The sequence below is a fragment of the Kitasatospora sp. NPDC056651 genome, assembly GCF_042792155.1.
GTDB lineage: Bacteria > Actinomycetota > Actinomycetes > Streptomycetales > Streptomycetaceae > Kitasatospora.
Window position 1 is genome coordinate 279 of the sequence record NZ_JBHTWX010000107.1, and the last position, 20,709, is coordinate 20,987.

22 protein-coding genes and 1 pseudogene are annotated in these 20,709 nt (G+C 74.4%); 17 read left to right on the plus strand and 6 right to left on the minus strand.

Annotated features, from left to right (window positions below; genetic code table 11):
- Positions 1 to 110: 110 nt before the first annotated feature.
- The gene (locus tag ACFRAR_RS31045; RefSeq protein WP_380702228.1) at positions 111 to 584 is read left to right on the plus strand and encodes a transglycosylase SLT domain-containing protein; all 474 of its coding nucleotides are present in this window, start codon (positions 111 to 113) and stop codon (positions 582 to 584) included.
- Positions 585 to 674: 90 nt separating this feature from the next.
- Positions 675 to 1,775: a calcium:proton antiporter gene (locus ACFRAR_RS31050; RefSeq protein WP_380702230.1), complete on the plus strand. Its 1,101-nt coding sequence runs from the start codon at positions 675 to 677 to the stop codon at positions 1,773 to 1,775.
- A 476-nt stretch (positions 1,776 to 2,251) separates the two neighbouring features.
- Here ACFRAR_RS31050 and ACFRAR_RS31055 read toward each other — a convergent pair whose 3' ends face one another.
- Positions 2,252 to 2,410 (minus strand): hypothetical protein, encoded by a 159-nt coding sequence (locus ACFRAR_RS31055; RefSeq protein WP_380702232.1) that lies wholly within the window; start codon positions 2,408 to 2,410, stop codon positions 2,252 to 2,254.
- Positions 2,411 to 2,685: 275 nt separating this feature from the next.
- On the opposite strand from ACFRAR_RS31055, the gene ACFRAR_RS31060 reads away from it, so the two are divergent.
- The 3 genes from ACFRAR_RS31060 to ACFRAR_RS31070 all read left to right on the plus strand — a co-directional run bounded on the left by ACFRAR_RS31060 (position 2,686) and on the right by ACFRAR_RS31070 (position 5,584).
- On the plus strand, positions 2,686 to 4,032 hold the full coding sequence (locus ACFRAR_RS31060; RefSeq protein WP_380702234.1) for a geranylgeranyl reductase family protein: 1,347 nt from the start codon (positions 2,686 to 2,688) through the stop codon (positions 4,030 to 4,032).
- Between the two features lie 212 nt (positions 4,033 to 4,244).
- Complete coding sequence (locus ACFRAR_RS31065; protein WP_380702236.1) at positions 4,245 to 4,901, plus strand: TNT domain-containing protein; 657 nt, start codon at positions 4,245 to 4,247, stop codon at positions 4,899 to 4,901.
- 83 nt (positions 4,902 to 4,984) lie between these two features.
- Positions 4,985 to 5,584, plus strand: coding sequence for a GNAT family N-acetyltransferase (locus tag ACFRAR_RS31070; RefSeq protein WP_380702238.1), 600 nt, complete (start codon positions 4,985 to 4,987; stop codon positions 5,582 to 5,584).
- A gap of 13 nt (positions 5,585 to 5,597) precedes the next feature.
- Here ACFRAR_RS31070 and ACFRAR_RS31075 read toward each other — a convergent pair whose 3' ends face one another.
- Positions 5,598 to 6,323, minus strand: coding sequence for a DUF4328 domain-containing protein (locus ACFRAR_RS31075; RefSeq protein ID WP_380702240.1), 726 nt, complete (start codon positions 6,321 to 6,323; stop codon positions 5,598 to 5,600).
- Positions 6,324 to 6,737: 414 nt separating this feature from the next.
- Here ACFRAR_RS31075 and ACFRAR_RS31080 point away from each other — a divergent pair, with 414 nt between their 5' ends.
- The 4 genes from ACFRAR_RS31080 (at position 6,738) to ACFRAR_RS31095 (ending at position 8,621) form a co-directional block, all read left to right on the plus strand.
- Positions 6,738 to 7,184, plus strand: coding sequence for an HAD family hydrolase (locus ACFRAR_RS31080; RefSeq protein WP_380702242.1), 447 nt, complete (start codon positions 6,738 to 6,740; stop codon positions 7,182 to 7,184).
- Between the two features lie 66 nt (positions 7,185 to 7,250).
- Complete coding sequence (locus tag ACFRAR_RS31085; protein WP_380702282.1) at positions 7,251 to 7,673, plus strand: DUF3040 domain-containing protein; 423 nt, start codon at positions 7,251 to 7,253, stop codon at positions 7,671 to 7,673.
- A 4-nt stretch (positions 7,674 to 7,677) separates the two neighbouring features.
- A complete protein-coding gene (locus ACFRAR_RS31090; RefSeq protein WP_380702244.1) occupies positions 7,678 to 8,028 on the plus strand; it encodes a PRC-barrel domain containing protein in 351 nt (116 codons plus the stop codon).
- Between the two features lie 11 nt (positions 8,029 to 8,039).
- Positions 8,040 to 8,621 (plus strand): type 1 glutamine amidotransferase domain-containing protein, encoded by a 582-nt coding sequence (locus ACFRAR_RS31095; RefSeq protein ID WP_380702246.1) that lies wholly within the window; start codon positions 8,040 to 8,042, stop codon positions 8,619 to 8,621.
- Between the two features lie 411 nt (positions 8,622 to 9,032).
- Here the strand turns inward: ACFRAR_RS31095 and ACFRAR_RS31100 are convergent, their stop codons facing one another.
- Positions 9,033 to 9,830: a DNA ligase gene (locus ACFRAR_RS31100; protein ID WP_380702284.1), complete on the minus strand. Its 798-nt coding sequence runs from the start codon at positions 9,828 to 9,830 to the stop codon at positions 9,033 to 9,035.
- A gap of 150 nt (positions 9,831 to 9,980) precedes the next feature.
- A pseudogene (gene ligD, locus ACFRAR_RS31105) lies at positions 9,981 to 10,850 on the minus strand (non-homologous end-joining DNA ligase); the annotation flags it as partial.
- Between the two features lie 254 nt (positions 10,851 to 11,104).
- Here ligD and ACFRAR_RS31110 point away from each other — a divergent pair.
- Positions 11,105 to 11,539 carry a CBS domain-containing protein gene (locus tag ACFRAR_RS31110; RefSeq protein WP_380702248.1) on the plus strand — a complete coding sequence of 145 codons (435 nt, stop codon included), beginning with the start codon at positions 11,105 to 11,107 and terminating at the stop codon, positions 11,537 to 11,539.
- 148 nt (positions 11,540 to 11,687) lie between these two features.
- Entirely contained in the window at positions 11,688 to 12,272 is a 585-nt protein-coding gene (locus tag ACFRAR_RS31115) for a pyridoxamine 5'-phosphate oxidase family protein (RefSeq protein ID WP_380702250.1), read from the plus strand.
- Positions 12,273 to 12,344: 72 nt separating this feature from the next.
- On the opposite strand, the gene ACFRAR_RS31120 is transcribed toward ACFRAR_RS31115, so the two are convergent.
- Positions 12,345 to 12,740, minus strand: a complete 396-nt coding sequence (locus tag ACFRAR_RS31120; RefSeq protein ID WP_380702252.1) for a transglycosylase family protein — start codon at positions 12,738 to 12,740, stop codon at positions 12,345 to 12,347.
- A 607-nt stretch (positions 12,741 to 13,347) separates the two neighbouring features.
- Here ACFRAR_RS31120 and ACFRAR_RS31125 point away from each other — a divergent pair.
- From ACFRAR_RS31125 to ACFRAR_RS31140, 4 genes are all read left to right on the plus strand, one after another.
- The gene (locus tag ACFRAR_RS31125) at positions 13,348 to 13,818 is read left to right on the plus strand and encodes a universal stress protein (RefSeq protein WP_380702286.1); all 471 of its coding nucleotides are present in this window, start codon (positions 13,348 to 13,350) and stop codon (positions 13,816 to 13,818) included.
- A gap of 125 nt (positions 13,819 to 13,943) precedes the next feature.
- Positions 13,944 to 15,398 (plus strand): PLP-dependent aminotransferase family protein, encoded by a 1,455-nt coding sequence (locus ACFRAR_RS31130; RefSeq protein ID WP_380702254.1) that lies wholly within the window; start codon positions 13,944 to 13,946, stop codon positions 15,396 to 15,398.
- Positions 15,399 to 15,569: 171 nt separating this feature from the next.
- Complete coding sequence (locus ACFRAR_RS31135; protein ID WP_380702256.1) at positions 15,570 to 16,088, plus strand: hypothetical protein; 519 nt, start codon at positions 15,570 to 15,572, stop codon at positions 16,086 to 16,088.
- Positions 16,089 to 16,692: 604 nt separating this feature from the next.
- A complete protein-coding gene (locus ACFRAR_RS31140) occupies positions 16,693 to 18,099 on the plus strand; it encodes a family 2B encapsulin nanocompartment shell protein (RefSeq protein ID WP_380702258.1) in 1,407 nt (468 codons plus the stop codon).
- An 822-nt stretch (positions 18,100 to 18,921) separates the two neighbouring features.
- Here the strand turns inward: ACFRAR_RS31140 and ACFRAR_RS31145 are convergent.
- On the minus strand, positions 18,922 to 19,293 hold the full coding sequence (locus ACFRAR_RS31145) for a hypothetical protein (RefSeq protein ID WP_380702260.1): 372 nt from the start codon (positions 19,291 to 19,293) through the stop codon (positions 18,922 to 18,924).
- 211 nt (positions 19,294 to 19,504) lie between these two features.
- Between ACFRAR_RS31145 and ACFRAR_RS31150 the strand changes: the two genes are divergently transcribed.
- A complete protein-coding gene (locus tag ACFRAR_RS31150; protein WP_380702262.1) occupies positions 19,505 to 19,759 on the plus strand; it encodes a hypothetical protein in 255 nt (84 codons plus the stop codon).
- A gap of 103 nt (positions 19,760 to 19,862) precedes the next feature.
- The gene (locus tag ACFRAR_RS31155; RefSeq protein ID WP_380702264.1) at positions 19,863 to 20,633 is read left to right on the plus strand and encodes a hypothetical protein; all 771 of its coding nucleotides are present in this window, start codon (positions 19,863 to 19,865) and stop codon (positions 20,631 to 20,633) included.
- The last annotated feature ends 76 nt before the right edge of the window (positions 20,634 to 20,709 follow it).

The window sequence follows — 20,709 nt, forward strand, 5'->3', positions numbered from 1 at the left end:
GCCCGGCAGACCTCTTCGGTCAACGTCGCCGGGGCTCGGAGTTGTGTATATGCGACCGCCCCCTGGCCGGTGGGCCCGCGCCGGGCGGGCGGGGCGCCGGCCACCGCGCGGTGGCCCCGCTGCCCGGCGCGATCCCGGCGGGGTCGGACGTCCCGGCGGCGTACCGGGGCGTGATCGAGAACGCGGCGCGGCGCTGCCCCGAGCCGGAGGTCACCCCGGTCCTGCTGGCCGCGATGCTGAAGGCCGAGAGCGGCTTCGACCCGAACGCCGCCCGCCCGGAGACCGGCGAGTACGGCATCGCCCTGTGGACGCCGTCCGTCTTCGAGGCCTGGGGCAAGGCCGCCACCCACCCCGGCCCGAAGTCGTACTGGGACCCGGGCGACGCGATCGCCGCGATGGGCAACTACGCCTGCTGGCTCGACCAGCGGCTCAAGCAGCAGGGCTTCACCCACGGCCTGCCCGGCCTGGTCGCGGCGGCCTACCGGACCAGCGACAAGACCGTGGCGGCCACCGGGGGCGTCCCGGAGCGGGTTCGGCAACATGTCGACAAAGTGCTTCAGTACCTTCACGACTACGGGGGGTGACCGGAGAAATGGGATGAGTTATGCCACATCCCTACGAATCCCGGCGCGGGCACCCGGGTGACGGGCCTCCGGTCTGGGATCCTCGGCGGCATGATCACGAAGCTCCGCGCGAGTCTCTCGCAATGGACCGTCGTCACTCCGGTGGTGTCGTTCGTCGTCCTCGTCCTGACCTGGCACAAAGACCTGCCCGGCTGGGCGGTGGCGGTGGTCGCCTGCTTCCTGGTGGGTGCCGTGCTGTCCGCCGTGCACCACGCCGAGGTCATCGCGCACTGGTCGGGGGAGCCCTACGGATCCCTGGTCCTCGCGGTGGCGGTCACCGTGATCGAGGTCGCGCTGATCGTGACGCTGATGGCCGACGGCGGGGACAAGTCCTCCACCCTGGCCCGGGACACCGTCTTCGCCGCCGTGATGATCACCTGCAACGGCATCCTCGGACTGTCCATCCTGGTCGCCGCCATCAAGTACCGGACGGCCGTCTTCAACGCCGAGGGGACGGGAGCCGCGCTCGCCTGCATCGCCACCCTCGCGACCCTCAGCCTGGTGCTCCCGACCTTCACCACCAGTTCGCCGGGCCCGCAGTTCTCGACCACCCAGCTCACCTTCGCGGCCACCGCCTCGCTCGTCGTCTACGGGCTGTTCGTCGCCACCCAGACCGTCCGGCACCGGGACTACTTCCTGCCCGTCACCCCCGAGGGCCGGGTGCTGGACGAGGAGGAGCACGCCTCCCCGCCCACCCTCCGGGCAGTCGGGGTCAGCCTGCTGATGCTCGCCGTCGCGCTGGTGGCGGTGGTCGGCCTCGCCAAGGGCGTGTCGCCGACCATCGAGACCGCGGTGGACAACGCCGGGCTCCCGCACGCCGTCGTCGGCGTGGTGATCGCCATGATGGTGCTGCTGCCGGAGACCATCGCGGCGCTGCGCGCGGCCATCCGCAACCGGGTGCAGACCAGCCTCAACCTGGCCCTCGGCTCGGCGCTCGCCAGCATCGGCCTGACCATCCCGGCAGTCGCGATCGCCTCCAGCTGGCTCTCCGGCCCCCTCGTCCTCGGCCTCGACCCGGCGCACATGGTGCTGCTGACCCTGACCATCGTGCTGCTCACCCTCACGGTCATCCCGCGCCGGGCGACCCCACTCCAGGGCGCGGTGCACCTGGCGGTGCTGGCCGGGTACGTGGTGCTGGCGCTGAACCCGTGAGAGCGCGCCGACCGTAGTCGACAGTGGAAGCCCCTGGCCCGTGCCCCCGTGCGCCAGGGGCTTTCGCCGTTCCCGGGGCCGGAGTCGGGGCGTCCGGCGCCTGTCCTCGGATTCGCCCACCTCCGCCCCGCGATGCGCGCACCCCGGCGCCGCCCCGCCGCCCCGCCGGGTCGGCGAGGGGAGTCCGCGAGGGCCCCACGGCGCCAATGGTGCTGGTGTGGCCAGTGGGACTGATGGTGTGGATGGTGAACCCGTGGTGCGGGGCCGGCCGTGGTATCCGGTGAGGGTCCCTGACCCACCCCCGTGGCCAGGACCTCCCCGCCACCCCGGCGCGAGCGCCGGCGAACCCCCGCGAGGGAGCGCGCCGTGCGGCGGCGGGAAGCCCCCGGCCCGCGAGCAGTGCGGGGCAGGGGCGCGGTGGCGCCTCGCCCCGGCAGGGGTCCGCGTGGGGGCGGAAGCCTGCCGGGGCGGGTGCGTCAGGAGGAGGTGCGGCGACGGCGGGCGCAGACCACCGCACCCGCGCCGACGCCCAGCAGCACGGTGCCGGTCGGGGCGTCCGGCCGGGCCGGGGTGGTCGCCGGGGTGGTCGCCGGGGTGGGGAAACCCGGCGCAAGGGAGATTTGGCCGAAATGCATCGCCGAAGGTGATGGGTCCGGCTGGTTCGCCATGGCGATCTGATCACCCGATCGTCAGTTTTTCGTGTGCCTTCCTGACGATCGGATACTCGGCCCCGGGCCCGTACCGGCGGGCGCACCGGGGCGGCCCGGGTGGCTGGTACCGACCGGTCCACGGTGGCGGCCTGTGTGTCGGGGCGGCGGGCGGGCACCGGGGTTCTCTATCGTCCGTCCGGAACCGCCGAGTCCGTGGACTCCGCCTTGCGTGCAGCCGATCCGACCCGTGGGAGAGTGCGATGCCCGGCCCAGAGCAGACCGTCCCGGACCCGACCGGCGAGGTCGGTGGGCAACTGGCGGGCCGGGAAAGGCCGGTGGCCGCCGCCGAGGAGGGTGCCGACGTCATCGTGGTCGGCGCCGGTCCGGCCGGCTCCACCGCCGCCGCCCACCTCGCGCGCACCGGACTGGATGTCCTGCTGCTGGAGAAGTCCGTCTTCCCCCGCGAGAAGGTCTGCGGCGACGGCCTCACCCCGCGTGCCGTCAAGCAGTTGACCGATCTCGGCATCGACGTCTCCGAGGAGGCCGGCTGGCTGCACAACCGGGGCCTGCGGCTGATCGCCGGGCACCGCTCGATCGAGTTCGACTGGCCCGAGCTCTCCGCCTACCCCGGATACGGTCTGGTCCGGCGTCGCGCGGACTTCGACGAACTGCTCGCCCGCAAGGCCGCCTCGGCCGGTGCCCGGGTGGTCGAAGGCGCCAATGTGACGGGCCCGTTGCTGGACGAGCGGACCGGCCGGATCACCGGCGTCACCGCCAAGCTGGGGGAGGAGCGCCGGCCGGTGGCCTACCGGGCCCCGGTCGTGGTCGCCGCCGACGGCAACTCCACCCGCCTGTCGGTGGCGATGCGGCGCCACCGCCGCACCGACCGCGCGATGGGCGTCGCCTACCGGACCTACTTCACCAGCCCGCGCCACGACGACCGCCACCTGGAGGCCTGGCTCGACCTGCGCGACCCCGGCAACCCGGCCGGGGGCCCGCTGCCCGGCTACGCCTGGGTGTTCGGCATGGGCGACGGCACCGTCAACGTCGGCCTCGGGGTCCTCGACACGGCCAGGGCCGAGGTGGATTGGCGGGAACTGCTGCGTCGCTGGTGCGAGGGCCTGCCGCCGGAGTACGGCTACACCCCGGACGCGGTCACCGAGCCGATCCGCGGCGCCGCCCTGCCGATGGGCCTCAACCGCCGGCCCCACTACGCCGACGGCCTGTTGCTGATCGGCGACGCCGGGGGCACGGTCAGCCCGGGCACCGGCGAGGGCATCGCCTATGCGATGGAGTCCGGTCGCTACGCCGCCGAGACCATCGTCCAGGCCCTCGCGCGTCGCACCGACCGCGGTCGCGAACTCGCCCTGCAGGCCTACCCGCAGGCGCTGCGCTCCGCCTACGCGGGCTACTTCGCGCTCGGCCGCCTCGCCGCCGGCATGCTGGACCGCCCCGGGCTGTTCGGCGCGGCCGGGGCCGCGGGGCTGGGCCGGCCGGCGCTGCTGAACGCGGCGTTCCGGCTGATGCTCAACCTGACCGAGCCGAACTCCAGGGACGCCCTGGACCGGCTGCTCCACCTGATCGGGCGGCTCGCCCCCGGGAAGTGACCCGGCCGTGCCGGACCGTCCATCCTGGCGGGTGGACGGCCGCGGTGTCCCGGGTTCGGCCGAAATCGAAGATTCGAACGAGCGGTCTTACGGATCATGTTGACGAATGGTCAGATGATCCGATTGCCTAGTGTCGAACCAGCCACGGAGGGTGAACACAAAGACCCCTCCGTGGCTCCTTTTCGACCGCTGACCCGTTCGACGGAGACACCGTGCGCCTTCGCCTTCGCCTGCTCGTCGCGCCGCTCGCCGCGGCCGCCGCCCTCACCGCCGTGACCGTCCCCGCCGCCGTCGCGGCCCCGGCGGCCACCCCCTCCGACCAGTGCTCCGTCGCCTTCCGCCACGACGACGCCCGCCTCGGCCCCGCCGACCTCCCGACCACCGGCCCGGTCGGCCGCCAGCTCATCGGCTACCAGCCCACCGGCGGCACGAGCGACCAGGCCTTCCTGGCGAAGTACTACGACCCGGCCGGCAACGGCGGCACGGGCGGCTGGATATACCCGCCTGCCGACGGCTACGCGACCCTGCCCGACGGCAGCCGGATCGAGTTCGACGTCACGCTCTACCCGAACCAGAAGATCGACCGCTACGGCAGCGAGTACGGCGCCTACCTCGCCCCCGAGGGCCTGCCCTACGCCAACCGCGCGCTCCCGCCGCAGAGCCTGGACAGCAACCCGTCGGCCGCCTGCAACTACCACGACTACAAGGTGGTCAAGGCCTTCGCGGTGCACGCCGGCCCGATCGCGCCGTGGTTCAACCAGCCCGGCTGGGGCCTGCAGTACCAGCTCGACAGCTCTCTGGTGTCCGGAGGCCCCGCCAGGCTGAACGTGCTCTGGCTGGTGGAGAACGGATACCTGGCCCGGATCTGAGGCGGCTGCGCCGGGACCGGGAGGACGGCCCCCGCACCGGAATTCGCTGGCGGGTGCGGGGGCACCGGGGATAGGAAGGGCGGATGACCACCAGCGACACCGGCACCGGCCGGCGCCTGTTCCGGCCCACCGTCCTCGACCTCGGGGACGCCCTGCTGCGCCCGTGGGGCCGTTCCCTCGCACTGCCCGGCGGCGTCGGGCCGGCCCTGGTCGCCGCGGCGGCGGACCCGGACATCGCCCGCTGGAGCTCGCTCGCCGCCGTCGGCCCGGTCGACCCGGAGGCCTACCTCGACCGCTGCGAGAGCCTCTGGGCCGACGGCGGCGCGGCCGCCTTCGCCATCACCGACGCCGCGGACGGCAGCCTGTGCGGCAACGCCTACCTGGGCTGGACCGACCGGGACGACGGCGTGGCCATGGTCGGCTACTGGCTGCTCGCCGCCGCCCGCGGCCGGGGCCTGGCCACCCGGGCCGCCACCGCCGTCACCCGCTGGGGAGTGGAGCACGCCGGTGTCCGCCGCGTCGAGCTCTACCACGCCGTCGCCAACGCGGGCTCCTGCCGGGTCGCCGAGCGGGCGGGCTTCCCGTACGAGGGCACCCTGCGCGGCTCCTACACCTACGGCGGGGGCGTCTACACGGACGAGCACCTGCACGCCCGGCTGGCCTCGGACCCGTTCACGGACTGAACGGGTGGGGGGTTCAGCTCCAGGCGGTCGCGCCGTGGGCTCCGTACGGTCCGTATGGTCCGTACGTCCCGTTCGTGACGCCGGGCTCGATGAAGCGCTTCTCCTGCATCGCCGACAGCCTGCGGACCATCACGATGGCCAGGACGGCCGCCGCGACCTCGGCCAGGTCGGAGGCGATCAGCCAGCCCACGGCCTCCTGGTAGTCGTCCACGTACTCCGCCGAACTGGCGTACCGGGCACCGAACCGGCCGGTCAGGTTGGACAGCACGAAGGCGCCCCACCAGAGGTTGAGCAGCGGCTGCGGGTGCGGCAGCCGCACGCCGTTCTCGTCCGGCCGGGCGCTGGCCTGCCAGGTGTCGACCGCGATCTGCCAGGGGAACCAGAGCATGACCACGGGGGTGAACCAGCTGCCGATCGCCCAGCCGCGCCCGAACCGGTGCCCCTGCGGCTCGAAGAACTCGGCGTTCACCCGGGCCCGGTGGAACCAGACGATGAAGGTGACCGCCGAGGCCACCATGGCCACCAGCTGGAGCAGGCCGATGGCGTCGTGGAGGCCGATGGCGTCCATCAGCGCGGAGCTGTCGGCCAGCTCGTCGCCGCCGGCGAGCTTGCCGGCCTCCCCGTACACGAGGAAGCCCGCGCCGACCGCGGCCAGGGACAGGGCACCGCACACGGCGAGCAGGACGGTGGCGGCGACGGAGCTCGATCTCGGCGAGCGGTAGACCGCGGGGGAAGACATCGGGGACGGACTCCTGGACTGGACCAATGTGACGGAGCGACACCCTAGGGCCGACGGGCCCGGGCTGACCAGTCATTTGGTACGGACCCTTACGGTGCCGACTGCCCAACGGGCCGGATGCCCCGGGCACGGGCCGTGCGGGCGGGCGGATCACGGACCGCGCCGGACGGCTCCCCGACGTCGGGAGGCCGAGCCAGGGCGGTCGGGGAGCGGCTCCGGCCCCCGGTCCGGACGGCCCCGGCGCGCCGCCTGCTCCCCGGAGCCCGCCTGCTCCCCCGGGGCCCGTCGGCGGTTCAGGCCCGTCGGCACCCCGGGCCCGTCGGCGGTCCGGCCGCAGGCTGCGCGCCGGGCGGGGGAGCGGCCTAACCTGGAAGGGCGCGTTCGGTGCGTTGCCCGCGAACGGAAGCGGTGGCCATGACGGTGATCTCGGCGGCACTCTTCGGTACCGACTGGTGGCAGCCCGGGCTGCCCGGCGGTGCCGAGCTGCTGCGCGAGTGCGCCGCCCGGGGCTGGACGGTGGTGCTCACCGGGCCGGGTCCGGCCGGGGCACCGGTGCTGAGCGTGGCCGACCCCGGGGCCGACCCGGTGCGGGCCGCGCTGGAGCTGGTGGACGGCGGGCCCGGGCACGCCGCGGCCGTCGCCGGGAGCGTGCGCGAGGTGCGGGCGGCGCGGCGGGCCGGGGTGCCGTGCGTCGCCCTGGCGGCCGGCGGGGACACCGGCCCGGAGCTGCGGGCGGCGGGTGCGGCCGAGGTCCACCGTGACGCCGCCGCGCTGCTGAGCGTCCTGGACGACAGCCTGCTCGCCCGCCCCCGGGCCTTCGGGCCCGTCGGCGCCGCGACGGGCGGCACCGGGAGCGGTTAGCGTCTGCCCGCACCGGGCAACCGCCCGGGTGCGAGCACGTCACCGGAGGTGTCGGAGGTGACCGAGATGGACGGACCCGCGTTGAGCGGACGGGAGCGGCGGCTCCTCGAGGAGATCGAGTCCGGTCTGCGCCAGGACACACGGCTCGACCGGAAGCTGAGCACGATGGGCGCCGGGCCGCCCGGCCGGGTCCGGCGCGTGCTCCGCGCCGTCGGGCGCCGGCTCTCGGCGGGGGTGGTGCTGACCGCCCTGGTGATGACGGCGGTCTGCCTCGGCGTGGGCGTACGGACCCCGGCCACCTCCGTCCTGGTCGCGCTCGGCGTGGTCTGGGCGGCCACGATGGCGGCCGCGGTCGCCACGTCCGAACTGCTGCGCCGCCGCGGTGCCGCCCACGGGGGGCACCCCGAACCCGTGGACCCGGCGGAGCCCCCGCTGCGGGACCGCCGGGAGCGCCGCGAGCGGCGGCCCTGGGACCGACCGGAGGCGTGAGGCGATGACCACCGACCTGTGGGAGCACCGACCGGGCTCCCATCCCGCTGCCGACGTCACCCTTGCCGGGTACGAGGTGCACGCCACCGACGGCCCGGTCGGCCGGGTCGTGCAGGACGCCGGGGACCACCTGCTGGTCGACGCCGAGCCGTGGGTACCGGGCACCCGGGTGCTCGTCACGGCCGGTCTGGTCGCCCGGCTCGACCACCTCGACCGCGTCGTCCACCTCGACTGCCCGCGCGCCCGGCTCAGCTCCGCCCCGCCCGTGGCCGTCGACCTGGGCCCGCTCCTCCGGACCCCGCCGGGCGCGCGACGGGATCCGGAAGCGGACCCGACCGCCCCGGACCCGCGCTGAGTGGCCGTGCCGTGGGTTGGCCGTCCACCACGCTCACCGGCCGGACGATCGCCTTCCTGGTCGCGCCGTACGGGGCCGAGCAGGTCGAACTGACCGACCCCTGGCAGGCGGTCGCCGAGTCCGGCGGCACCCCGCGGCTGCTGTCCACCGCCGAGGGCCGGGTCCAGGCCGTCCGGCACCACGCCGCGGGCGACACCTTCGCGGTGGACGCCCTGGTCGCCGACGCCGACCCGGCCGACTACGACGGGCTGGTCCTGCCCGGCGGCGTCGCCAACCCCGACCGGCTGCGCCTGGACCGCCCGGCGGTGGCCTTCGTGCACGCCTGTTGCGCGGCGGGCCGACCGGTCGCGGCGATCTGCCACGCCGCCTGGAGCCTGATCGAAGCCGACGCCGTGCGCGGCCGCACCCTCACCTCCTGGCCCAGCCTGCGCACCGACCTGGTCAACGCCGGCGCCCACTGGGTGGACGAGCCGGTCCACGTCTGCCACGACGGCCCCGGCCCGCTCGTCACCAGCCGCAAGCCGGCCGACCTGCCGCTGTTCGACGACGCCTTCGTGACGGAGTTCGCCCACGCGGCGGCGCGGCGGCGCTGACCGGCCGGCGGCATCGCGGCCTCAGCGAGCGACCAGGCGGAAGCCGCTCATCGTGACCCCGTACGGGTCGGGGACCTGTCGGCGGGTGAAGTGCCGGCCCGCCAGGTCCGCCGGATCGACGCCCAGCCGGGTCGCCGGATCGGGGGGCGACGGTCCGATGGGCGCGCGCCCCGGGGTCGTCCGCCCTCCGGTACCGGGCCGGCGCCCCGCGGACCTCCGCCACGACGTACTCCACCCGCTCACCGGCGGGTTCCGGGGGTGGTCGTGCTGCCGGGCACCCGGCGGGCGGCCGCACGGGCCGCGCATCGCGTCGCCGGGCGGGATGGTCACGGGCGGTCCCTCACCCGCGGAGCCCCTTCGCGAGGGTTCGGCAGGTCGCGGCGAGCCTAGGACCTGACGGCCGCGGCCACCTCAGTCGCCCCGGAGGCGGACGAAGGTGGCGGTGGGCGGGCGGCCGGTGAGGGTGAGTTCGGCGCGCAGCGGGGCGGTCAGCGGGTGGACCGGGCCGTGGCCGGGGTCCGCGGTGGGCGGGCCGAGCAGCGGGCGGGCGGTCTCGGCGACCTCCCGGGACTGGACCGGGGTGAGCCGCGGGGTGGTCAGGAACACCCGGCCGTCGTCGAGCTGGAGGATCAGCGCGTGCGGGTGGGCGGCCGGGCCGGTGACGGCGCGGACGGTGGCGTCGAGGGTGTCGCCGCGGCGGTACTTGACCCAGATCCGGCCCGCGCCGCGCGGCCGGTACGGGGAGGCGGCGGCCTTGCAGACCAGGCCCTCCACCCCGGTGTCGGCGAGCCGTTCCATCCACTCCAGCGCCTCCGCCCGGTCCGTGGTGGCCATGACCGGCCGGATCGGCGGCGGGACCTCGGCCAGGGCGGCGAGCAGCAGCCGGCGCCGGTCGGTGAGCGGCAGCCGCCGGACGTCGCGGCCGGGCAGGGCCAGCAGGTCGAAGGCGATCAGCCCGAGCGCGACCTCCGGGGCGGCGGCGCGGGCCCGGCGGGTGTGCGACAGCTCGCCGAAGGCGAACCGGCCGTCCCGCCAGGCGACCAGCTCGGCGTCCAGCACCAGCCCCTCGGGCAGCCGGGCGACGGCGGCGGCGATCGGCGGGAACTCGGGTGCCAGGTCGCGGCCGCCGCGGGACTGGAGGTACGCGGGCCGGGTGCCGCGGGCGAAGGCGACGCAGCGGAAGCCGTCGAGCTTCAGCTCGTACTGCACGCCCCCGCCGCCCAGGCCGTCGGCGGGCGGGACGGTGGTGACGGCGGCCGGGCGGATGACCTCGACGGGCGGGTGGAGCGTCTGGCGCGGTTGCCCGGACCGCTCCGGCGGGGTCGGCCGCCTCGGCCGGGTCGGTGTCGTCGGTGCGCCGGGCAGTGGCCGGGCCCGTTCCGGGTCCAGCAGCGGGGCGAGCAGGTCGCCGTGCGCGGCCAGCCGGTCGGGGACCTCGGCGAGCGTGAACACCAGGTCCTCCTCGGTGTCGGCCCGCTCCAGTTCCGCCCAGGTCAGCGGGGTGGAGACGGTCGGCAGCGGGCGGGCCCGCAGAGTGTAGGGCGCGGCGGTGGTCTTCCTGGCGTTGTTCTGCGACCAGTCGACCAGCACCCGGCTCCGGCGTCGGGCCTTGGCCATGGTGTGCACCACCAGGTCCGGGTGTTCGGACTCCAGGGCGGCGGCCAGCGCCTTCGCGTACCCGGAGACCAGGGCGCTGGGCGTGGGCTCGATCGGGACCAGCAGGTGCAGGCCCTTGGAGCCGGAGGTCTTCGCCCAGGCCGTCAGGCCGTCCGCCGCGAGGCGCTCGCGCAGCAGCAGCGCGACCGTGCGGCAGGTGAGCACGTCCGCGCCCTCGCCCGGGTCGAGGTCCAGCACCAGCCGGTCGGCGAGGGCGGGCGCGGCGGCGTGCCACTGCGGGACGTGCAGCTCCAGACAGCCCAGGTTGGCGACCGCGAGCAGTGCCGCGCCGTCTTCCAGCACCACCTGGCGCAGCTCGCCGGTGTTGCTCGGCACGTCGACCGTGCGCACCCAGTCCGGGGTGCCGGGCGGCGGGTTCTTGGCGACGAACACCTCCGCCTCGACGCCGTCCGGGCAGCGCAGGAAGGACACCGGGCGGTCGCGCAGGTGGGGGAGCAGCGCGGCGTGGACGGCGGCGTAGTAGCGCAGCACCTCGCCCTTGGGGGTGCCGGTGCGCGGGTAGTACACCTTGTCGAGGTGGGAGAGGGCGAGGGTGCGCCCGTCCACCGTCATCTGCGGCACGGTCCGCCTCCGAGGACTCCGGTGGTGGCCCCCGCAGGCCAGTCTGCCCCGCTTCGGCCGCGGCCGCGCCCGGCCCGGGCCGCCGGGCGGTTCTCGCGGTCGCGGGCGGCGGCCGGGCTGCTTATGGTGAGGGCGCGGTCACACCCCTTCCGCCCCGGCGGCGGGAGCCGGGAGCGCCGCCGGGGGGACGCGGGGGGACAACAGCGGGGGGACAACAGGGGGGAACCACCGACGAAGGAGTCCCCGTGACCACCGCCCGAGACATCATGCACACCGGCGCCCAGTGCATCGGCGCCCACCAGACGCTGTCCGAGGCCGCGCGGATGATGCGCGACATGAACGTGGGTTCGCTGCCGATCTGCGGCGACGACCAGAAGCTCAAGGGCATCATCACCGACCGCGACATCGTGCTGCGATGTATCGCGGAGGGCAAGGACCCGGAGAGGACGACGGCCATGGAGCTGTCCGGCCACCTGCACTGCGTGCGGGCCGAGGACAGCATGGAGACGGTGCTGGACAAGATGGAGCGGCACCAGATCCGGCGCATCCCGGTGATCGACGGGGACCGGCTGGTCGGCATGATCAGCGAGGCGGACCTGGCGATGGGCCACCGTCAGGGCCACCGGCTGACCGACGAGCAGATCATGAAGTTCATGGACAGCGTCTACATGAAGCAGTGACCGGCTGACCGCCCCCGTGCCCCGTCCCCGCCGCCGTCACGAGTGCGCCGGACGGGGCACCGGTGTCCCCGGCCCGTGTCGACCGGGCCCGTCTCAGGGGCCGAAACCTCCTTTCCGCTCGGATCGGACGGGGGGCAGAATCGCGTCCATGGGAAAGCAGTACGAAGTCATCGACGGCCGACTGCGCCAGTTCATCGAGCGCCAGCCGGTCTATTTCGTGGCCACCGCCCCGCTGGCCGCCGACGGGCACGTCAACCTCTCACCCAAGGGACGCTCGGGGACCCTCGCGGTGATCGACGAACTCACCCTCGCCTACCTGGACTTCGGCGGTTCGCAGGCCGAGACCGTCGCCCACCTGCGGGAGAACGGCCGGATCACCCTGATGTGGTGCGCCTTCGAGGGCCCGCCGACCGTGGTGCGGGTGCACGGGCACGGTGAGCCGGTCTTCCGCGACGACCCGCGGTTCGCGCAGCTGCTCGGCCACTTCGACCCGGGCGCGGACGGTTCCGGCCTGCGGGCGATCGTGCTGGTCAAGGCCGACCGGGTCAGCGACTCCTGCGGCTACGCGGTGCCGTTCATGGACTACCGCGCCGACCGCGACCTGCACGCCCGGTACTTCGACCGGAAGGACGAGGAGGAGTTCGGCGCCTACTGCGAGCGCAAGCCGCTGGTCGGCACCAGCATCGACGGCCTGCCGGCCGTACCGCTGCCGCTCCCGCCCCGGCCGGCCTGACGGCAGGCCCGGAGGAACGCGGCGAGGCCGCCGCACCCCCGGTGGGGTGCGGCGGCCTCGTGGCGTGCGGCCTTACTTCGACAGACCGGCCTTGACGGAGCAGACCGGCCAGGCGCCGGGGCCCTGGGAGGCGAGGACCTTCTCGCCGATGGCGATCTGCTGGTCCTTGGTGGCCTGGTGGGCCTGCGGGGCGTAGGCGGTGCCACCGAAGGCGGCCCAGGTGCTGGAGGTGAACTGCAGACCGCCGTAGAAGCCGTTGCCGGAGTTCACGGCCCAGTTGCCGGTCGCCTCGCAGGAGGCGACCTTGTCCCAGACCGTAGCCGGCGCGGCGGACGCGCTGGTGGCCGTGACGAGGCCGGCCACCGGGAGGGCGGTGAGCGCCCCGGCCATCAGAGCCATCCGGACGCGGTTGCGGCGCTTCGGGGTGGCGGTGGTGGTGGCAGCGGCAGTCTCGTTACGGAAGGTCATGGATTTCCTTTCGGAGGGGTCTGCGAGCGCGCGGAACCAGGCCCTCGGAAGGCCGTCGGTTTCGGGGACACGTGACTCGCGTGGTCCGGCACCGTTCCGCTCGGGGGCCGGGGCCCGGCCGGAGCGGATTCGCTCGGTGCAACGGATTCGAAGGTACGGGTGCGGTCGTGGCGGTTTCAAGGATTCGAAGGTTTAGCCACGTCAGAGGGCCGTTACCGATGGTAAGAATCAAGGAAATGTAGAGATTTCGACTGATTTGCACCCATTTCCAAGATCAAAACGGCCCTGGACGTGGCCCGCGCCACTCCGGACCCGCCCCGGAACCGCTGTGAGGCCGCCCACACGGTCGACAGCGCGTGACGGCCCGTCGGCCACCGGTGCCGATTCCGCCGCCCCCGCCGCCCGCCGGGGTGGCCCGCACCACAGCGCTCACTCCGAGCGCCCGATGCCCTCACTCCCGGTGGCGGGGCATAGCCTCAGGCCCATGAGCAACGAGAGCGACGCAGCGGACACGGCGGACCCGGGAGAGGTCGACGCCGGTGCGGGCGGGGCGGCGGACACCGGCCCGGGAAGGGCGGCCGAAGCCGAGGTGCCGCTCGGCGCAGGGGTGCACGAGGTCGCGCCCGCGCCCACGGGCTTCGAGCTGGGCACCGACGGCCCCAAGGTGGTCCTGGCCGGCCTGGACGGCACCGACTCCTCCTGGCGCGCCACCGCCTACGCGGCCGGACTCGCCCGCCGGCAGGGCGCCGTCCTCGCGGTGGCGTACATCCAGCCGATCCTCGGCGCCGCGACCGCCCTGGCCGGGGCCGCGGTGGAGGAGACCACCCAGGAGATCGCCGAGGAACTGCTGGCCGCACTGCGCGAGGCCGAGCACCGGGTGCGCGAGGTGTGGCGGGTGGACTGGAAGTTCCTGACCATGCGCGGCGACCCGTACGCCGGGCTCGCCAAGCTCGCGGACGAGCTGCGCGCCGACGCGGTGGTGGTCGGCGTCTCCGAGAAGGCGGGGCACAAGGTGATCGGTTCGGTGGCGGTCCGGCTGGTGAAGGCGGGCCGCTGGCCGGTCACCGTCGTTCCCTAGGCCCGCGTTCGGCGGGGCGGGCCGCCGCTGTTCTCTGGGGCCGCGCACGAGGGTGCGGGCCGCCGCCGTCCGCTGCCGGGAGGTGCGGGCGGCCCCCGGTCGGGCGGCGGGTAGGGTGCGTGACCATGACGGACACGCGGGGCACGCACCCCTCCGAGCCCGCCCACCCGACCGGCAACGACCTGCACCTCGACCTCCCCGCCGCCGGCGGCCGACGAGCCGCGCTGATGGCGGCCCTGCGCGAGGCGATCCGCAGCGGCAGACTCGCCCCCGGCACCCGGCTGCCGCCCTACCGGGCCCTCGCCGCCGACCTCGGCCTCGCCCGCAACACCGCCGCCGAGGCCTACACCGAACTCGTCGCCGAGGGCTGGCTGACCGCCCGTCAGGGATCCGGCACCACCGTCGCCGAACGGGCCGAGCCCGTCCCGCCCGCCCGGGCCCGCCGCCCCTCGCGCCGGCCGGGGCCCGCCCACGACCTGCGCCAGGGCCAGCCGGACGCCGCCTCCTTCCCGCGCGCCGCCTGGCTCGCCGCCGCCCGCCGGGCCCTCACCGCGGCCCCCAACGAGGCCTTCGGGCCCGGAGATCCGCACGGTCGGCGCGAACTGCGCACCGTCCTCGCCGACTACCTCGCCCGCGCCCGGGGAGTGCGCACCGACCCCGACCGGATCGTCGTCTGCTCCGGCTTCGCCCACGCGCTGCGGCTGCTCTTCGACGGCGCCGCGCCCGTCCTGCCGCCAGCCGGGCACGGACCGCTGGCCGTCGAGGCGTACGGACTGGGCTTCCACCGCGGGCTGCTGGCCGCCGCAGGCGTCGCCACCGTCCCGCTGCCGATCGACGAACGCGGCGCCCGCATCGGCGAGTTGGCGAAGCGCCCGGACGTCCGTACGGCCCTGCTCACCCCCGCCCATCAGTTCCCCACCGGCGGCCCGCTGCACCCGGGCCGGCGCGCCGCCGTGGTCGACTGGGCGCGTGGGCGCGGCGGACTGGTGCTGGAGGACGACTACGACGGCGAGTTCCGCTACGACCGCCAGCCGGTCGGCGCCGTCCAGGGGCTCGACCCGGAACGGGTGGTCTACCTCGGCAGCACCAGCAAGAGCCTGACCCCCGCGCTGCGGCTCGGCTGGATGGTGCTGCCCGACCACCTGGTGGACCGGGCGCTCGCCGCCAAGGGTGAACGCGAGGGCTGGGCCAGCGCCCTGGACCAGCTGACCCTCGCCGAGTTCATCGACTCCGGCGGCTACGACCGGCACGTGCGCCGGATGCGCCGCCGCTACCGGGACCGCCGCGACCAGCTGGTGGCCGCGCTCGCCGCCCGAGCCCCGCACGTGGAGGTGTCCGGCATCGCGGCCGGCCTGCACGCGGTGCTGCGCCTGGAGCCGGGCACCGAGCGCTCGGTGCTCAAGGCCGCCGCCTACCGGGGCCTGGCCGTCGACGGGCTCGCCGACTACCGGCACCCGGCGGCCGACGGGGCCGCGATGCCCGCGGCCGACGGCCTGGTGGTCGGCTACGCCACGCCGCCGGACCACGCCTACCCGGCGGCGCTCGGCGCGCTCTGCGACGTCCTGCCGCCGTCCGCCTGAGGGTGGGCCGCCGGGGGCCCGGAGGTGCGGCGAAGCATAGGGCCCCGGGCCCGCCCGCGGGGGCGGAACGAGATCGGCCGGTCCGCGGTGTCCGCCCGCCGCTCCTGCGTCGGTACGGACCCGGGCCGAGGAGGACAACCCCGGCGGTGGCGGCGCCTACGCTCCTTGGTCATGCGCAGAACACCTTTGAGTCGCGCCGCGCTCGCCGCGTGTCCGGCCCTCGCCGCCGGTCTGCTCCTGTCCGCCGCCCCCGCCGCCCGGGCCGCCGACACCCCGCTGCCCCTCACGGCCGTCTCGGACAAGCAGACGACCGTGCGGGGCGGCGAGTTCACGCTCACGCTGACGCTCACCAATCCGTACGACACCCCGATCCAGTTCGTCTACCAGAGCGTCCAGGAGACCTACGGCACCAGCCTGCAGAACGGCCTCAAGTTCACCGCGACCGCCTGCGGGACCCAGACCAACGGGTGCAGCGACAACGTCCACGGCGGCATCGCCCGCTACAACGTGCCGCTCGCCCCGGGCGCCAGCAGCAGCTTCACGGTGACGTACGCCGTCGCGCGCGACTCGGCCTGCGGCCCCGCCACCCGGATCGACTTCTACTCCTACCTGTACTACGAGTACAACAGCGGAGAGTCCTCCAACTCGGGCATCGTCGGAGTCCCCGGCACCCAGGTCGCCTGCTCCTGATCCACCGGCTCCGTCGGCATCCTCCGGTTCCTCGGTCGGTTCCTCGACGCCTCGGCGCCGACGGCACACCGTCGCGGTCGCGCGAGCCTCCCCGGCGCAGGTCCCCGTCGCGTACCCCCCCGTTCACCCGTCAGATGCCGGCTTCCCCCGTGCCGGCATCTGACGGGCCGTCCGCGTTGTGGCGCGTGTGGTCGCCGCGCCGCGCGGATGTCCGTGCCGCCGCCTGGACGGTGTGCCGGGTTGACGTCGGATAGCGGCCTCCGGGGCCGCCGCGCGGGCCGTGGCCGACACGGAAAAGCCTTTGGCGGCACGGGGATCCCGAAGGCGAACGGATGTTCCTCCACTCCTCGGGGCTATGGGGCCGGACCGGGCAAGATTCACCCTATCGGGGGGTAGTCGGCCACCGTGCGGGCCCGGCCGGGCCTTGGTGATCTAGGGTTCCGGATGGGCCGTCGGGAGACGACGGCCGAACTTCGCGCACATCGCCAACGCCCCCACCATCACGCGGATCTGACGGTCCGTTTTGGCATGCGCCCGGGTGGGCCGGTATGTCCGGTATGCCCCTGGGCGCGTGACCCGACCACAGGAATGGAGACCACTGCCGATGACCGTGGACACGAGCCCGGAGGCAGTGCAGGCCAAGCAGCAGAGTCTTGCGACGGCCGCCGCACGGAACCTCGCCACCACGACCAAGTCCGCACCGCAGATGCAGGAGATCACCTCCCGCTGGCTGCTCAAGGTGCTGCCCTGGGTCCAGGCGGCCGGTGGCGCCTACCGCGTCAACCGCCGGCTCACCTACGCCGTCGGCAACGGCGTGGTGGAGTTCATCAAGACCGGCTCCCAGGTCCGGGTGATCCCGGCCGAGCTGGGCGAGCTGGCCCTGCTGCGCGGCTACGAGGACGAGGAGGTCCTCACCGCGCTGGCCGACCGCTGCCAGCAGCGGGACTTCGGCCCCGGTGAGGTGCTCGCCACCCAGGGCGAGGCCGCCGACCGGATCTTCCTGATCGCGCACGGCAAGATCAACAAGATCGGCACCGGCAAGTACGGCGACGACACCGTGGCCGGCGTGGCCGGCGACGGCGACCGGTTCGGCGACGACGCACTGCTGAACCCCGACGCCACCTGGGACTTCACCGCCAAGACCACCACCGCGGGCGTCGCCCTGACCCTCACCCGGGCGGACTTCGCCCGCATCCGGGACAACGCGCCCAGCCTCCAGGAGCACCTCCAGGCGTTCCTGGCCCTGCCGCTCCAGGCGCAGAACGAGCGCGGCGAGGCCGAGATCGCCATGTCGGCCGGTCACAAGGGCGAGTACGAGCTGCCCGGCGCCTTCGTGGACTACGAGCTCAAGCCGCGCGAGTACGAGCTGAGCGTCGCGCAGACCGTCCTCAAGGTGCACACCCGCGTCGCGGACCTGTACAACCAGCCGATGAACCAGACCGAGCACCAGCTGCGGTTGACCATCGAGGCCCTGCGCGAGCGGCAGGAGCACGAGATCGTCAACAACCCGGAGTTCGGCCTGCTCAACAACGCCGACTTCGACCAGCGCATCCAGACCCACTCCGGCCCGCCCACCCCGGACGACCTGGACGAGCTGCTCAACCGCCGTCGTGACCCCGACTACCTGCTCGCCCACCCGCGGACCATCGCCGCGATCGGCCGGGAGTTCAACGCCCGGGGGCTGTACCCCACCCACGTCGACCTCGGCGGGCAGCAGGTGCCGGCCTGGCGCGGGGTGCCGATCCTGCCGTGCAACAAGATCCCGGTCACCGAGCACAACACGAGCTCGATCCTCGTGATCCGTACCGGCGAGGACAACCAGGGCGTCATCGGCCTGCACCAGACCGGCCTCCCGGACGAGTACCAGCCGTCGCTGTCCGTGCGCTTCATGGGCATCGACGAGAAGGCGATCATCTCCTACCTGGTCAGCGCCTACTACTCGGCCGCCATCCTGGTGCCGGACGCGGTCGGCGTGCTGGAGAACGTGGAGATCGCGCACCGTCGCAGCTGAGCGCGCGGAACAGCGGGCGCGGGCCGTAAACGGTCGGCGTGAAGATCGTTTGACCTGATGACGGACGGCCCGCCCCGAGGGCGGGCCGTCCGCCTGACCGTCTTTGATCACTTCTGGTCGTGTGCGATGGAGTTCCTGTCGGGGATTCGACCGAACTCGGCCTTCCAGTCTGTTCTGCCCCGTCCTTCGCGGGCGTCCCGAGAGGTGTGTGGAGCCCATGCCCCAGCGTCGGCAGATCCGCCGGATACCGGCCGGTCGCGGTCGGGGCGCGCTCCCCGGGCGGCGGGTGCGGCTGATCGGTGCGACGGTCGGCGTGGTCGCGGTCTGCGTGCTGGTCGGCGGCGCGTCCGCGTCCGGCACCGGGCACTCCGGCGGGTACCAGCACGGCCCGGCGGCGGACGTCTGTGTGTGCGGCGAGACCGACGTGTCGGTGTCGGCGGGGTCGGACGGGCGGATCGACGTCGGTGTGGACGTGGATGTGGATGTGGACGTCCAGGTCGGGGTCGGCATCGCGCCGAGCTTCGGTCCGGGACACCACACGCTCTGGCCCCCGTACTGGCACCACCCCTGCCACTGGCCTTCGGGCACCCCGTGGCCCACCGGGCACTTCCCCTCGCCTTCGCGTCCGACGTGGCCCAGCGGTCACTTTCCCTCGCCCTCGCCCTCGGCCACGCCGTGGCCCAGTGGGCACTTCCCCTCGCCCACGCTCCCGACCACGGGGTCGGCCGGCCCTGGACAGGGCGGCTCCGGGCATGACGGTGGCGGCCACGAGGGCGACGAGCACGACGGCCACGGCTGGCATCACCACCACCATCATCATCATCACCACCACCCGCATCCCTGCCCGAGTCCCAGCCCGAGTCCGACGCTGTCACCCACGCCCTCTCCGACTCCGACTCCCTCGCCGACCCGGTCGCACACGCCCAGCCCCTCTCCGACCCTGAGCCCGACTCCCTCCCCGACGCCGACCCCCTCTCCGACACCGACGCCGAGCCCGACCTTCTCTCCGACGCCGAGCCCCTCGCCGACTCCTACGCCGACACCGACGCCGAGCCCGACGTCCACGCCGTCGCCGTCGCCGTCGCCGAGCCAGAGTCCGAGCCCGAGTCCGAGTCCGAGTCCGAGCCAGAGTCCGGGTCCGAGTCCGACACCGTCGTCGCCGAGCCCACCGTCGCCCAGTCCGTCGGCCCCCACCCCGTCGCCCGCGCCTCCGGCCTCACCGGGCCCCCCGGCCTCTCCCGCGCCCCCGGTGCCGCCCGCACCCGTACCGCCTCCGGCCCCCGCGCCCGCCCCGGCACCAGGGGCCCCGGCCCCTGCGGCGCCCGCCCCCGGACCGGCGGTGCCCGTTCCCGCGGTGCCCGTTCCGGTTCCGGCCGCCCCCGAGCCGGCGGCCCCGGGGCCGGCCGTGCCCAGCGCGGTGGCCCCCGGCCCCGCGGCCTCGCCGAGCCCGGCGCGCCCGAGCCCGCTGTGGCCGACCCCGTCCGCGCAGCCGACGTTCCACGCCCCCAGGACGAAGCCCCTGACCCTGACCCGGCACCACCAGGGCACCTCGATGACCACCATGCTGCTGGTGATCATGGTCCCCGGCGTGATCGCGGCGGCGGCCCTGCGGCCGGGTCGTGGCGGTCGAGGGCGCGGTGGCCGCGCGGGCCGATCCTGACCCGCCGCGGACGGTACGCCGCCCCCCGCTCACGGCGGGCGGCGAACCGAGTGCCGTTGGATCTCACGTTCCGTCACAAGCCAAGCCAGAGAAGGGAGTTCCCATGTCCGAGTGGGTGGCGGTGGTCATCGCCATGGCGTCGGCCTGTGCCGTCGTGGCGACGGTGGTGCTGCTGAGGCAGCGCCGGCCGATCGGGCCGGAGAGCAGTGAGGAGACCCCGGACGTCATCGAGTACATCACGATGATGATCGGGGTGGTCTACGCGATCGTCCTGGGCCTCGCCATCGCGGGTGTCTGGGAGGCGCGCGGTTCCGCGCAGGACGACCTGTTCCAGGAGGCGCAGTCGCTGCGCGAGGTGAGCGACCGCGCGGTGATCTACCCGGCGGAGTTCCGCGACCAGGTCCGGGCCGACGTGGACGCCTACGTCTCGTACGTGGTGAACACCGAGTGGTCCGTGATGCAGAAGACCGGTCAGATCACGGAGAAGGGCGACGAGCTGCTCCAGAAGCTCCAGAACGACGTGGCCACCCGGTCGCCCGCCTCCGACCTGGAGTCCCAGGGCTACCAGCCGATCAACGACCGGGTCAGCCAGGCCTCCGCCGCCCGCAACGCGCGCGGGCAGAACGCCGGGCCGACGATGCCCGGGGTGGTCTGGTTCGGCCTGATCGGCGGCGCGGTGGTGACCGTCGGCATGCTGTTCGCGCTCCAGATCCGGCGCACGCCGCGGGAGTTGATCCTGGCGCTCTGCTTCAGCGTGCTGATCTCCTTCCTGCTGTTCATGATCTGGGACTTCGACAACCCGTTCTCCCGGACCGTCTCGGTGACCACCCAGCCGTTCCAGGACCTCTTCCCCTCGCTCAACCTCTCCGGCTGAGCCGCCTGAGCCGCCTGAGCCGCCTGAGCCGCCTGAGCCGCCTGAGCCGCCTGAGCCGGCCGAACAGGCTGAACAG

Bases quoted from the DNA above. Each gene is read 5' to 3' on its own strand.
- ACFRAR_RS31055 (WP_380702232.1), bottom strand. From the start codon at position 2,410: ATGCATTTCGGCCAAATCTCCCTTGCGCCGGGTTTCCCCACCCCGGCG.
- ACFRAR_RS31135 (WP_380702256.1), top strand. From the start codon at position 15,570: ATGCGCAGAACACCTTTGAGTCGCGCCGCGCTCGCCGCGTGTCCGGCC.
- ACFRAR_RS31130 (WP_380702254.1), top strand. From the start codon at position 13,944: ATGACGGACACGCGGGGCACGCACCCCTCCGAGCCCGCCCACCCGACC.
- ACFRAR_RS31085 (WP_380702282.1), top strand. From the start codon at position 7,251: ATGGACGGACCCGCGTTGAGCGGACGGGAGCGGCGGCTCCTCGAGGAG.
- ACFRAR_RS31075 (WP_380702240.1), bottom strand. From the start codon at position 6,323: ATGTCTTCCCCCGCGGTCTACCGCTCGCCGAGATCGAGCTCCGTCGCC.
- ACFRAR_RS31060 (WP_380702234.1), top strand. From the start codon at position 2,686: ATGCCCGGCCCAGAGCAGACCGTCCCGGACCCGACCGGCGAGGTCGGT.
- ACFRAR_RS31080 (WP_380702242.1), top strand. From the start codon at position 6,738: ATGACGGTGATCTCGGCGGCACTCTTCGGTACCGACTGGTGGCAGCCC.
- ACFRAR_RS31115 (WP_380702250.1), top strand. From the start codon at position 11,688: ATGGGAAAGCAGTACGAAGTCATCGACGGCCGACTGCGCCAGTTCATC.
- ACFRAR_RS31120 (WP_380702252.1), bottom strand. From the start codon at position 12,740: ATGACCTTCCGTAACGAGACTGCCGCTGCCACCACCACCGCCACCCCG.
- ACFRAR_RS31140 (WP_380702258.1), top strand. From the start codon at position 16,693: ATGACCGTGGACACGAGCCCGGAGGCAGTGCAGGCCAAGCAGCAGAGT.
- ACFRAR_RS31050 (WP_380702230.1), top strand. From the start codon at position 675: ATGATCACGAAGCTCCGCGCGAGTCTCTCGCAATGGACCGTCGTCACT.
- ACFRAR_RS31090 (WP_380702244.1), top strand. From the start codon at position 7,678: ATGACCACCGACCTGTGGGAGCACCGACCGGGCTCCCATCCCGCTGCC.
- ACFRAR_RS31155 (WP_380702264.1), top strand. From the start codon at position 19,863: ATGTCCGAGTGGGTGGCGGTGGTCATCGCCATGGCGTCGGCCTGTGCC.
- ACFRAR_RS31070 (WP_380702238.1), top strand. From the start codon at position 4,985: ATGACCACCAGCGACACCGGCACCGGCCGGCGCCTGTTCCGGCCCACC.